This is a genomic window from Halorubrum sp. Boch-26, from assembly GCF_029889805.1.
Taxonomy (GTDB): domain Archaea; phylum Halobacteriota; class Halobacteria; order Halobacteriales; family Haloferacaceae; genus Halorubrum.
This window is the reverse complement of record NZ_JARANT010000082.1, coordinates 1-12,298: the sequence shown is the minus strand read 5'-3', so window position 1 is coordinate 12,298 and position 12,298 is coordinate 1. Positions and strand designations below refer to the sequence as shown.

General features: G+C 70.1%; 13 protein-coding genes and 1 pseudogene. 7 read left to right on the top strand and 7 right to left on the bottom strand.

The window, feature by feature from the left end; all coding sequences use genetic code 11:
* Positions 1–224 (bottom strand): annotated as a pseudogene (locus OQF71_RS11315) (BMP family ABC transporter substrate-binding protein); the annotation flags it as partial.
* 155 nt (positions 225–379) lie between these two features.
* On the bottom strand, positions 380–1,867 hold the full coding sequence (locus OQF71_RS11310; protein ID WP_280587792.1) for a phosphomannomutase: 1,488 nt from the start codon (positions 1,865–1,867) through the stop codon (positions 380–382).
* Positions 1,868–1,979: 112 nt separating this feature from the next.
* Between OQF71_RS11310 and OQF71_RS11305 the strand changes: the two genes are divergently transcribed.
* Positions 1,980–2,258, top strand: coding sequence for an acylphosphatase (locus OQF71_RS11305; protein WP_280587791.1), 279 nt, complete (start codon positions 1,980–1,982; stop codon positions 2,256–2,258).
* A gap of 26 nt (positions 2,259–2,284) precedes the next feature.
* Here the strand turns inward: OQF71_RS11305 and OQF71_RS11300 are convergent, their stop codons facing one another.
* Both OQF71_RS11300 and OQF71_RS11295 read right to left on the bottom strand, forming a co-directional pair.
* The gene (locus tag OQF71_RS11300) at positions 2,285–2,746 is read right to left on the bottom strand and encodes a hypothetical protein (RefSeq protein WP_280587790.1); all 462 of its coding nucleotides are present in this window, start codon (positions 2,744–2,746) and stop codon (positions 2,285–2,287) included.
* 506 nt (positions 2,747–3,252) lie between these two features.
* Positions 3,253–3,654: a helix-turn-helix domain-containing protein gene (locus tag OQF71_RS11295; protein ID WP_280587788.1), complete on the bottom strand. Its 402-nt coding sequence runs from the start codon at positions 3,652–3,654 to the stop codon at positions 3,253–3,255.
* A 69-nt stretch (positions 3,655–3,723) separates the two neighbouring features.
* On the opposite strand from OQF71_RS11295, the gene OQF71_RS11290 reads away from it, so the two are divergent.
* Positions 3,724–4,173, top strand: coding sequence for a DoxX family membrane protein (locus tag OQF71_RS11290; protein ID WP_280587787.1), 450 nt, complete (start codon positions 3,724–3,726; stop codon positions 4,171–4,173).
* A gap of 114 nt (positions 4,174–4,287) precedes the next feature.
* A complete protein-coding gene (locus tag OQF71_RS11285; protein ID WP_280587786.1) occupies positions 4,288–4,770 on the top strand; it encodes a VOC family protein in 483 nt (160 codons plus the stop codon).
* Positions 4,771–4,798: 28 nt separating this feature from the next.
* Here OQF71_RS11285 and OQF71_RS11280 read toward each other — a convergent pair whose 3' ends face one another.
* On the bottom strand, positions 4,799–5,311 hold the full coding sequence (locus OQF71_RS11280) for an SRPBCC family protein (protein WP_280587785.1): 513 nt from the start codon (positions 5,309–5,311) through the stop codon (positions 4,799–4,801).
* A 316-nt stretch (positions 5,312–5,627) separates the two neighbouring features.
* Positions 5,628–6,518 carry a hypothetical protein gene (locus OQF71_RS11275; protein WP_280587784.1) on the bottom strand — a complete coding sequence of 297 codons (891 nt, stop codon included), beginning with the start codon at positions 6,516–6,518 and terminating at the stop codon, positions 5,628–5,630.
* A gap of 78 nt (positions 6,519–6,596) precedes the next feature.
* On the opposite strand from OQF71_RS11275, the gene OQF71_RS11270 reads away from it, so the two are divergent.
* The 4 genes from OQF71_RS11270 (at position 6,597) to OQF71_RS11255 (ending at position 11,777) form a co-directional block, all read left to right on the top strand.
* Entirely contained in the window at positions 6,597–7,673 is a 1,077-nt protein-coding gene (locus OQF71_RS11270; RefSeq protein WP_280587783.1) for a succinylglutamate desuccinylase/aspartoacylase family protein, read from the top strand.
* A 90-nt stretch (positions 7,674–7,763) separates the two neighbouring features.
* Positions 7,764–8,777, top strand: coding sequence for an ABC transporter ATP-binding protein (locus OQF71_RS11265; RefSeq protein ID WP_280587782.1), 1,014 nt, complete (start codon positions 7,764–7,766; stop codon positions 8,775–8,777).
* Positions 8,774–10,702 carry a PrsW family intramembrane metalloprotease gene (locus tag OQF71_RS11260; protein ID WP_280587781.1) on the top strand — a complete coding sequence of 643 codons (1,929 nt, stop codon included), beginning with the start codon at positions 8,774–8,776 and terminating at the stop codon, positions 10,700–10,702. The genes OQF71_RS11265 and OQF71_RS11260 overlap by 4 nt, the downstream gene beginning before the upstream one ends.
* Complete coding sequence (locus OQF71_RS11255; protein ID WP_280587780.1) at positions 10,695–11,777, top strand: ABC transporter permease; 1,083 nt, start codon at positions 10,695–10,697, stop codon at positions 11,775–11,777. The genes OQF71_RS11260 and OQF71_RS11255 overlap by 8 nt, the downstream gene beginning before the upstream one ends.
* 39 nt (positions 11,778–11,816) lie before the next feature.
* Here OQF71_RS11255 and OQF71_RS11250 read toward each other — a convergent pair.
* Positions 11,817–12,298 (bottom strand): TRIC cation channel family protein (locus OQF71_RS11250; RefSeq protein WP_280587778.1); only part of this gene is annotated, 482 nt, incomplete at its 5' end.

Below are 12,298 nucleotides of genomic sequence, written 5' to 3'. Positions count from 1 at the left end.
ATGACCGCCGCCTGGCCCCCCCCCCCGTCCGACCCGTCCGAACCGTCCGAACCGTCAGACCCGTCCGAACCATCAGATCCGTCCGAACCATCAGATCCGTCAGACCCGTCCGAACCGTCGTCTCCCCCGTCGCTGCCGGGTCCGCCGCTACAACCCGCGAGGCCGATGAGGCCCGCTGCGCTTGCCGCCTTGACGAACCGCCGCCGATCGAGGTCGGATACCATGTCACCTACAATGGGGCGGGAACACGTCATAAATTCGTCGCTCTCGGCGCCCGATACCGTACGTTCTTGGAACACTACGGAGCAATCGTCGCTTGCTCGGAGCGATCGAACCGGAACTCGTTCACGTTCGTGGCTTATCCGAGCCGACCGACGGGCTACGCGTCCTCGACAGCGGTCACCGCGTCGACGACGACCGTCTCGACGTCGGCGATCAGCTCGTCGACCGCGTCGCTCTCGGCGTACACTCTCACGTACGGCTCCGTGCCGGAAGGCCGGACGAGCGTCCACGACGCGTCCGGGAACTCCAGCCTGACGCCGTGGTCGGTGTTCACCGTCGCGCCGGGGAACGACTCGGGAAGCCCGGTCTCGAGCCGGTCCATGGCGCCGGCCTTGGCGTCGTCGGGGCAGTCGACGCTGACCTTGCGGTACGGGCGCTCGGTGATCGGTTCGCGGAGCCCGTCCAGCCCCTCGTCGGCGACGAGTCGGGCGATCACGGCGGCCGAGGCGACGCCGTCGATCCACTCCCCGTGAGCGACGTGAACGTGCTTCCACGGCTCCGCGGCGAAGACGACGCGGGTGTCGCCTTCCGCGTCGCCACCGGTCGCTCCGGCCTCGGTCCGTACCGCCGCGATGCCCTCGTGAAGCGCGCCGAGTCGGACGCGCTCGACCCGTCCGCCGGCCTCGCGGACGCGCTCGTCGATCCGCCCGGAGGCGTTCGGGGTCGTGACGACGACGGGGTCGGCGGCGTCGCTCTCGCGCGTGTACCGCTCCGCGAGCAGCGCGAGGACGGTGTCCTCGTGGACGACCTCGCCGTCGGCGTCGACGACGACGATCCGGTCGGCGTCGCCGTCGTGCCCGATCCCGAAGGCGAACCCCTCGGTGTCGGTATCGGGGCGACCGGGGGAGGTCACGCCCTCGTTGGCGTCGGCGACGAACGCCCGGAGGTCCCGGAGCGTCTCGGGGGTCGGCTTGCTCCCGCGGCCCGGGAAGTGGCCGTCGACGTTCCCGTTGAGCGTGACGACATCGGCGCCGAGCTCGCGGAGGACGGTCGGCGTCGCGGGCGCGGCCATCCCGTTCCCGCAGTCGACCGCGACGCGGAGCCCGTCGAGGGGGGCGCCGAACCGCTCCGCGTACGCGCGAACGTCGGCGAGGTAGCCTGCGAGCGGGTCGACGCGCTCCGTCTCGGTCCACGCGTCCCACGCCGCCGGCGGCTCCCCGTCCGCGACGCGCTCCTCGACGGCGCGCTCGGCCTCGCGGTCGAACTCGCTCCCGTCGCGGAACAGCTTGATCCCGTTGTCGGTCGGCGGGTTGTGCGACGCGGTGAGCATGACGCCGTATCGCCCCCGGGAGGCGTGTGCGAGCGCCGGCGTCGGGAGCCGGCCCGCGCGCAGCACGCGGACCCCGCTCGACGCGAGCCCCGATTCCATCGCCGCCGCGAGCGCGGGCCCGGTCACGCGCCCGTCGCGAGCGAGCACGACCTCGGCGGGACGCCCGCGCCTCTCGGCGCCTCCCCGACCGCTCTCGCCGGCCTCTGCGTCACCTCGCACCTCCGCCGCGACGGCGCGTCCCACGGCGAGCGCGAGCTCGGGCGTGACGCGCTCCACGGCGCTCCCGCGGATCCCCGCGGTTCCGAACAGATCCATACCTGCGATATCGACGGCCGAGAGTTAGAAGTCGTCGGTTGCCGAGCGGCGGGGCCGACGCCCCGATCGGTCGGCGTCGCGTTTAAGCCCGCGGCGGTCGCACGCTCTCGACATGACCGACCGCACGCGAGCGCACGTGTCCGTCTCGGGGCGCGTTCAGGGCGTCTACTACCGCGCGACGACCCGCGACACCGCCCGGGAGGCGGGCGTCGACGGCTGGGTGCGCAACCTCGACGACGGTCGCGTCGAGGCCGTCTTCGAGGGGCCGGAGGACGCGGTCCGCGAGATGGTCGCGTGGTGCGAGACGGGGAGCAAGGCGGCCGACGTCGACGACGTCGACGCGACCTACGGGGAACCCGAGGGACTGGACGGGTTCGAGGTCCGGTGGTAGGCGACGGCGTGCGCCGACGCGTGGCGCTACGGCGCCACCGGGTCGCTCTGCGGGTCGCGGACGCCCAGTTCCTCCAGCGCGCGCAACACCACGATCGCCTCGACCACGTCTCGCTCCTCGGTGTAGGGGTCGTCGACCGCGTCGAGCGTCTCCCCCGCCTCGGCGGCGAGCCGGGACTCCAGCTCCGTCTGGTCCGTCTCGCCTTTCACCGCCGACAGCAGCGCCTCGTGGTCCTCGCGGAGGTCGAGCGAGACGTGCGCCGCGTTGCACCGGGAGAGCGGGTGGGCGTCCATCTCGATGGCGAGGTCGCTCACGAGGTCCCAGTCGTCGGCGCAGAAGCGGAGCGTCACCGTCCCGACGACGTCGCGCCACGCGATAGGGTCGCCGTTCTCCATCAGCGTGAGCGCCCGCGGCGGCACCGCGATCCGGGTGTGGGTCTCGTCTCGACCGCACAGGCAACAGGGGGTGTTCTTCAGTCCGGCGTACACGGGAGTCGATACGGGCCGGAGGGTGGTGTGCGTTTCGGCGCCGAGAGGGGGACGTCGACGACGCGATTTATAAACAGTACGAACGGCATGGCCGATCGAGAATGAACGAACGCGGTGCGGTGGCGCGTGCCGATGAGCGGCCATCGGCCGCGAGTCGCACGCGCGAGGGAGTCGCGAGCGAAGCGAGCGACGAGGCTGGGGAGGTGTGAGGTGCGGTTGCGGTGTTGTGCGGGGTGGGACTCAAAGGGGCAGTCGCGAGGGCGACGCAGGGGATGTAAGCACCGCAGCGAAGGAGCGTGAGCGACTGAGTGAGGAGCGCAGCGAGCGTGCGTCGCCCTCGCGACTGGGGCTTTGGAGGCCTTCACCGTCGATCCCCGATCAGTCGTTTATAAGCGAGCGACTGGGGCTTTGGAGAAGTTCGTCGCCGATCTGCCGACGTTTTATGAGCAGGCGGCCACGGAGCCCGCTCTCGTTGAAAAGCGACCAACGGCCTCGTAAACGAGTCCCTACCCGCTGCACTCGGCGAGCCACTCGTGGGCCCAGTCGTCGATCTCCTCGAAGACCGGCGCGAGCGACTCGCCTTTATCCGTGAGACTGTAGTACGTCGCCACCGGCGACTCCTCCTCTAACCGCCGGTGAACGAACCCGGTCTCCTGCAGGTCGTCGAGCACGCGCGAGAGGGTCCGGGCGTTCGCGTCGGTCTCCCGTTTGAGTTCGTTGAACCGGGACTCGCCGTTCAACAGCTCGTGGAGGACGACGAGCCGCCAGCGCGAGCCGATCTGTTCGAGCGAGTCGACGACGGGACACGGCGTCTCTGGGGTCGAGGACGCGTTCTGGGACGTGTCCGACTCGGACTCTGCGTCGGTCGTTTCCGCCGGGTCTCCCCCGGCGAGTTCCTGCGATGACATCGGTGTTACCTACTTACCCTATTGTCCGGGAAGCGATAAATAGGTTACGTCCGTATACGTGGTTACACGATGTTAGCTGAATTCGCGACGCTACCGCTGCAGCTCGATACCCCCTTCGCGGGCGAACTCTTCCTGCTCGGTCGGATCCTGTTCGGCGCCACGCTCGCGTTCATGGGCCTGAACCACTTCATGGACCTCGACACGATGGCCGGCTACGCCGAGTTCAAGGGGCTGCCGGCGCCGCGCTTCTCCGTGGTCGCCTCCGGGCTCGTGCTCGTACTGGGCGGGCTCGGCGTCGTCGTCGGGGCGTTCCCCGTGCTCGCGGCTGGTGCGCTCGCCTTCTTCCTGCTCGTCTCCGCCGTGACGATGCACGACTTCTGGTCGATGGACGACCCCGAGGAGAAGCAGAACGAGATGACGAGCTTCCTGAAGAACGTGTACGGCGCGGGCGCCGCGATCGCGCTGCTCGCAGTCGGCGGCACCGCGTGGCCCTACGCGCTGGGCCTCGGTCTGTTCTGAGCCGGCCGCGACCGTCCTGAACCGGACGCGACCGTACCGACTACAACGCTTCTCGACCGCTTTCTCGACCCGCCAGTACCACTAACTGACTCCGCGACCACCTGACACACGACAATGACTGACGCTCCACCGACCACCGGACTGCACCACGTGACGAACATCTGCACGGACATGGACGAGACGGTCGCGTTCTACGAGGACGCGCTCGGCTGGCACACCGTCAAGCGAACCCAGAACTACGACGACCCGGGGACGCCGCACTACTACTTCTCTCCCACGCCGAAGGGGAAGCCGGGGACCAACGTCACCTACTTCGAGTACCCGAACTCGCAGGGCGCCCCCGGACCGGGCGCGAGCCACCACTTCGCGTTCGGCGTCGAAGACGAGGAGACGCTCCGGGAGTGGCAAGAGCACCTCCGCGAGCAGGGGGTCCGGGTCTCTGAGGTCAAGGACCGCACCTACTTCAAAAGCATCTACTTCAGCGACCCCGACGGGCTCGTCTTCGAGCTGGCGACGGAGGGACCGGGGTTCACCCGCGACGAGGACGAGCCCGGCAGCGAGGAGATCGATCCGTTCGCGGAGGGGTACGAGAACTGAGACCCCACCGACGGCCGGACAGAGGGGTTCAGGCGTCGGTATCGGTCGACCCGTCGGATCGTTCGCGCGATCGCGACTCGACCAGCGCCGCGAACCGGTCGAGCGCGCGCCGACAGACGGGGACGTACCACGCCGCGACGACGGGCACTTCGATGACGACGCGACTGCGGTCGGACTCCCCGGCGTAGCTGTCGACGCGGTGGCCGGTCGCCGGGACCCCGGCGACTCGCCACTCCCAGCGTCGCCCGTTGCACGCGGTCACGCGGAACGGGAGCCACGCGCCGCCGACCCGAACCCGTCCCCTCGTCCCGCGCGCCACGTGGCGGTCGTCGCTCTCGACGGCGTCGAGCGCCGGTCCCCAGTCGGGCCAACTCCGGGTGTCGCGGAGCGCTTCGGCGGCGACGTCCGGCGGGACCGCGACATCGAGACCCACGGCGAGGGTCGCTCCCTCACGGACGACCGTCGACGCGGACTCACCGCCGCACCGCTCGAGATCGAAACGTCCGTCCGATTCTCCGTCCGAGTGAGACCGGTAATTCACGGTTCGTCCAACGGTCCCGTCGTAGTTAAGACGACGCATATTAATTCCTTAAATGGTATCAGGTCTCATTATCTCTTTCCACGAAGAGTTAATACGGAGATCCGCACAATTCGAATTCAAGATGGCCGACGACCGCGACACCATGAAAGACGTCTCGCACACAGCACCGCACGACACCTCCGCGGAGGGGGTCTGGGAACGAGGTCGAGGCCCCGTCGTGGAAGCGGAAGAAGAGGAGTAACGTCCGTCAAATCCTGCCGCTTTCGCTCTGTCCGCTCGACACGCGTACCGGCCGGTACGTCGTCCGTCTCCCCGTTCACCGCTCCGAGCCGTCGGTCTCGCGACGCTCGCTCGCTCCGGGATCCGATTCCGTCGCCTCGATACCGGGCTCTTCTCCCCCCGTCGGGGCCCGGCCGAGCATGGCTCGTAACGACGACCACGCCTGCCGCCTGTCCCCGCCCTTCGATATCGGGATCCCGGCGAACGACGCCGCCGGGTGCGTGGTCTCCGGACCGAGGTGGTCCATGTGGGCGGAGACCCACGTGAACGCGACCGAGAAGAGGGTAAGCACGGCGAATGAGACCCACGACGCGACGGGCGTGAGACCGGCCGCACCGACGACGACGCCGGCGGTCACGTAGACGAACGCGACGAAGATCAGGAGCACCGTGACCGTCGCGAGCAGGTCGTTGACGGCGGTAACGCGGGCGTTGTAGTCGATCCACTCGGCGTAGCTCCGGAGCAGGCGCTCGTCGAACTCGGCGTCGCTCACCGAGACACTGCCCTGCGGGTTTGCTTCGCCGCGCTCGCTCGCGATCACCGCGTCGACGGCCTTGAGGTCCAGTCCGCCACGGAGGTCCGAGGCGGTGTACGTGACCGCGGCCAGCCCGGTCGACGCGAGCAGGAGGAGGCCGCCGACCACGGTGAACGGGTTCAGGAAGGCGGCTAGGTCCACGGTCGTCTGGACGACGATGGAGCCGCCGGTGACGACGATCCCGATGAGCAGCAGGTTCGCCTTCAGGATCTCGATCGCCTTGTTGTCGATCTCGCGGAGCCGCTCGACCTGGTAGTCGAACGTCGTCCGCAGTTCCTCCCGAGCCGTCGCCGCGACGGCCGGGTCGACGGCGACCTCTCGGTCGGCCGCGTCGAGCGAGTCGCCGTCGGCGGGACGGCTCGGGGGGACGGTCGCGTCCCCTCGGTCGGTCATGCGACGAGGTTCTCGAAGGGGCGCCGTAAGGCTACCGGCGGCCCGAGAGGTTTACCCGTCGTGTTGTGAGATCCGACCATGACCGAGCCGCAGTCCGAGCCGAACTCCGAGCCGGAGCCGTTCCGGTACGACGCCGCAGTCGATCCGGGCGAGAAGCGCCACATCCGCTACGAGATCGGCGAGACGTATCTCGGCGATCCGATCGAGATGCCGGTGACGGTGATAAACGGCGAGGCCGGCGGGCCGACCCTCTTCCTGAGCGCTGGGATCCACGGCGACGAGCTCAACGGGGTCAAGGTGGCCCAGGAGGTCGCAGCCCGGTACTCGCCCGGAGAGCTCCACGGGACGCTCGTCTGTCTCCACGTCTGTAACGTCCCAGCGTACGAGGCGCAGCGGCGCGACACTCCCATCTACGACCAGGACATGAACCGGTCGTTCCCGGGGAAGGAGCGCTCGAACACCACCGAGCGGATGGCGAATCGGATCTACCGGCGGTTCGTCGCGCAGTGCGATCTGGGACTCGACTTCCACACCTCCACCCGCAACCGGACGACCATCTACCACGCCCGGGCCGACCTCGATGACCCCGACGTGCGCCGGCTCGCCCGGGCGTTCGCGACGAACGTGGTGCTGTACGGGAGCGGGGACGAGGGGTCGCTGCGCTCGACGGCGACCGCGGACGGGATCCCGACGGTGACCGTCGAGATGGGCCGCGCCCACCGCTTCCAGCCCGTGCTCGTCGAGAAGGCGCTGGAGGGCGTCGAGAGCGTCCTCGCCGAGTACGAGATCCGGCCGGGAGAGCCGGTCCACTGGCCCGGGTGGTACCAGTCCACCTCGGCTGACAGCACGAAGCGGTGGCTTCGGGCCGACACCGGCGGCCTCGTGCAGATGGAGTGGGGGCCGTACCCGCTCGTCTACGAGGGCGAGACGATCTGCACGATAACGAATCACTTCAAGACGGAGGAACACGCGGTCGAGGCCCCCTTTGACGGGCTGATTCTCGGCTCGCTGGAGAATCCGGTCGCGGCGCCGGGGCACCCGCTCTGTCACATCACCCAGCTCGACGCAGAGACGTGCGCGGAGATCGAACGCGAGATCGATATCGGCGAGTTCGACGGCTACCGGGCCCACGGAGACGCGTGGGCCGATGATTGAGAACCGCACGTCGGTTGGTCCCCCGTCACCGTTCTCGGTGGTGATAGCCGCAGAGGTGGGTTTAACCCGGACCGCGGTCGATCGAAATTCATGATCGAAGTGGAGGGGTTGCGGAAGACGTACGGCGACTTCGCGGCCGTCGTCGACAGCACCTTCTCCGTCGAGGAGGGCGAGGTGTTCGGCATCGTCGGCCCGAACGGCGCGGGCAAGACGACGACACTGAAAGTTCTCGCCGGGCTCGTCGAGCCCACCGAGGGCGACGTCGAAGTCGCCGGCTTCCCCTCTGACGATCCGGAGATGCGCCGGCGACTCGGCTTTCTCCCCGAGGAGTCGCCCCTATACGAGGAGATGACGCCGCTGTCGTACCTGCAGTTCTTCGCCGACCTGTACGACGTGCCGAGCGACGTCGCCGAGGAGCGCATCGCGGCCGCGCTCGACCGACTCGAATTGGATCACCGCGAGCGCCGCCTCGGGGACATGTCGAAGGGGATGAAACGCAAGGTCGCCATCGCGCGCTCGCTCGTCAACGACCCGGACGTGCTCGTGTACGACGAGCCCGCGTCCGGGCTCGACCCGGTGACGACGAACTCCGTGCTGGAGTTCACCCGGGAACTGCGCGCGGCCGGGAAGACCGTCGTCTTCTCCGCGCACAACCTCTACCACGTCGAGTCGGTCTGCGACCGCGTCGTGGTGATGAACGAGGGGCGCATCGTCGCCCGCGGGAGCGTCGACGGGATCCGCGAGCGACACGGCGAGACGACGTACCACGTGTTCACCGACGTGTCCCCGGCCCGAACCGACGCGCTGGCCGAGCTACTCGACGACCACGACGCCGCGACCGAGGAGGTCGGCGACCGGTTCCGCACCGTCGTCCCGGACATGGACGCGGTGGAGGCGGTCCGGGCGGCCGCCGCCGACGCCGGCGGCGAAGTCGTCGACATCCGCACCCGCGAGCCGAGCTTAGAGGACGTGTTCCTCGACATCGTCGGCCGCCCGATGCCCGGGCGGTACACGGGCGGCGGAGGCGGGGAGCTGGATGACGTGGCTGTCGACGGCGACGGCGAGGAGAAACGCCGCGCGGAGCCGCCGGAGGGGGCCGAGTGATCGACCGGCTCCGGAGGATCCTTCGGGTCGCCCGCTGGGAGGTCGCCCGAGCCGGCGGCGGCGTCGACCGTCGGACGCTGCTCGCGGCGCTCGCGCTCCTGCTCGTCGCCGGTGGCGTTCTCGGCGGCGGGCTCGCGGTCGGCGCGGTCGGGCTCGACGTCGACCGCGACGTGTACCGCGTCGCCGTCGACGGCGGCTCTCCGTACGCGGACGCGATCGAGGAGGCCCCGGCGCTGACGCCTCGGCCCGTCAACGGCGCCGAGCTCGGCGACACGGCCGACCTCGTCGTGCTCGACGGGAGAAGCCAGAGCGGCGCGGTCGAGACCGTCGTCGTCCGCGCCAGCGACACGCGGAAGGGCGAGGCCGCGGCCGCCGAGTTCCGCGAGGCCGTCGAGGCGCACAACGAGCGACTGATGGCCGCCGAGGAGAACGCGACCGCCGCCTTCCCCGTGACCGTCTCCCTTCGGTACGTCAGTCGGACGAGCGCGCTCGACGAGGGCTCGACGCTCGGTGAGGGCGACGGCGGAGGCGGCGACGGCTCCGGTGATTCCGATGGCTCCGGGGGTAGCGACGGCTCCGCCGGCGGGGGTAGCGACGGCGACACGGAAGGCGGCACCGGCGCGACGGGAAGCGACTTCCCGGGCGACGATACCACGGCCGACGGCGACGGCTTCGCGGTCCCCTCGGTCGGCGGCGGGACGTTCGGCGCCGATACGGTCGGCTCCCCGGGGTCGATCTCGCCGCCGTTCCCCTTCGTCTCGCTGCTCTTGGCGTTCGTCTTCCTCGTCCCGATGAACTTCCTCATCCAGGCGTACGGCTCGTCCGTGCTCGACGAGCGCACGAACCGGCGGGGGGAGCCGCTGCTCGTCACGCCGCTCTCGCCGGTCGACATCGTCGCCGGCAAGACGCTCCCGTACGTCGCGGCCGCGCTCCTCGTCACGACCCTCATCGCGGTCGCCGTGGGAGGCGGCGCCCTCTCGGTGATCGCCGTGCTGCCCGTCGCCCTGACCTTCCTCGCGGCCACGTTCGTCGGCGCCATGTTCGCGCGGTCGTTCAAGGAGCTCACCTTCGTCACGGTCGGCGTCAGCGTGCTCCTCACGACGTACGCCTTCGTCCCCGCCGTCTTCACCAACGTGACGCCGGTCGCGCTGGTGTCGCCGCTGACGCTCGTCGTCTTCGACCTGCAGGGCGAGGCCGTCTCGGTCGGCGAGGCGCTCTTCTCGACCGGGCCGATGGCGCTCGGCGCCGCGCTCCTGTTCGGGCTCGGTCTCGGGGTGTACCGCGAGGAGGACATGTTCACCCAGAAGCCGGTGGGACGGAAGCTCCTCGACGCGCTCGCGGTGCGGCTCTCGGCGATCGAGGACGTCGATCTCTCGGGGCTCGTCGACCGCCGGCGGCTCCGCGCGCTCGGCTCGGTCGCGTTCCTCACCGCTTGTACGATCCCATTCGTGTTCGTCGCGGAGCTACTGGCGGTCGCGACGCTGTTCGCGCTTCCGGTGACGGTCTCGATTCCGGTGTTGCTCGTGACCATCGCCTTCATCGAGGAGGTCGCCAAGAGCGTCCACCTCTACGCCGGCTTCGAGCGCGGCGTCTTCGCCCGGACCGACCGAGTCGCCGTCGCGGTCGGGCTCGCCTCCGCGATCGGCTTCTTCCTCGCCGAGAAGGCCACGGCGGTCGTGCAGGCGGTCGGACTCACCGACCTGTACGTCGGCCGGGCCGCGTTCGGGAGCGTCGCCGGCGTGGAGGGGCTCTCGCCGGTCGTTATCGCGGCGCTACTGTTTGCGCCCCTCCTGCTCCACGGATTCGCCACGACCGTTGCCGCGGTGGGCGCGAGCCGGAACCGGACGGCGTACGCGCTCACGCTGGCGCTGGCGACGCTGCTCCACGCCGCGTACAACTTCGGGGTGGTGAGCCTCCATGGGTGACGCCGACGGTCGGCCGACGAGCGCAGGGCGGGACAGCCGCCTCACGATCGCCGGCCGAGAGCTGGCGGGCCTCCGCGCCGAGAAGACGATCCTGCTGGCGATCGCGATCCAGCTGTTCATCGCCGCGTTCTCGTCGTTCCTCGTCGTCGGGCTCGTCTCGATGTACGACCCCGGCGCGCTCGGCGGCGCGGAGGTCGAGGTGGCCGGCGCGGGCGACGCCGTGAGCGACCTCGAACGCGCCGCGAGCGAGGTCGAAGGAGCCTCAGTCACCCGATACGCGGACGCCGGCGCCGCGCTACGCGCCTTCGATCGCAACGCCGCCGACGCGGTGGTGGTCACGGACCGGAACGCCGAGGGCCGGATCTCCGCGATCGTCACGGCGCCGGACGCGACCGTCGAGACGACCGTGATCGTCGTCCAGCTCCGAGACCTGCTCCGGACCTACGAGCTGAACGAGCGGGCGGACCGGGCCGCGTACCTGAGCGAGTCGCCGCTCCCGCTGCCCGAACGGACCGGCACCAGCCCGTACTTCACGTTCACGTACACCGTGTTGATCCCGGTGCTCGTCTTCCTCCCCGTCTTCATCTCGGGGTCGCTCGTGGTGGACTCGATCACCGAGGAGATCGACGAGGGCACCCTCGAACTGCTCCGGGTCGCCCCGGTCACGCTGGGGGAGATCGTCGACGGGAAGGCGCTCGCGGCGGTCGCGATCGCCCCCGGGCAGGCGCTGCTGTGGCTGCTCCTGCTCCGCGCGAACGGGACCCCCGTCGCCAACGTCCCGTCTATCCTCGCGCTGATGACCGCGCTGACGACGCTCGTCGTCGCGCTCGCCGTCGCCATCTCGGCGCTCGCGCCCGACCGCCGGGCCGCGCAGTTCCTCTACTCGATCGGCGTCCTCGTCCTGTTCGGTGGCGCCACGGCGATGGCCGGCGGCCCGGCGAACGCGGTCGCGAGACTCGCGATCGACAGCGCGGACGCGACGACGACGGCCCTCGTCGTCGCCTACGTCGGTATCGCCGCGATCGCGTACGTCGGCGTGCGGCGGCTCGTCGCGGAGAACGGGTTCGAGAGCTGAGTTCCGGCGCGGCCCGAACTCCTCGATCGCCGGCCCGAGCTACCGCTCGCCCGTAACGCGGTCGACGAACCGTTCGACCCATCCGGCGGTGGGGACGCTCCAGCCGTACGCGACCGCGACCAGTCTGGTGCCGACAGTCACCGCCGCACAGCCGGCGGCGGCTGCCCCACCGAGGCCGCCCAGCGCGCCGAGCGCCCAGTACACAGCGCCGCCCAGCACCGCGCAGCTCGCGTAGAAGTCGTCGAACAGGATGAACGGCGCGCGGTCGAGGAGGATGTCCGCGAACGCGCCGCCGCCGACCGCGTTGATCGTGGCGACCGCGACGACGCCGAACGCGGAGACGCCCGCCTCGGTCGCGACGATCGCGCCGGTCGCCGCGAAGGCGGCGAGCCCGATCGCGTCCGCAACGAGCGTGACCGGGTGCGTGTCGGGCGATGTGAGGAGAATACTGAGGACGACGGCGAGCACGACACCGACGAGGCCGAGCCCGATCACGACCCGCGGCTGGAGGGCGAGCGGGC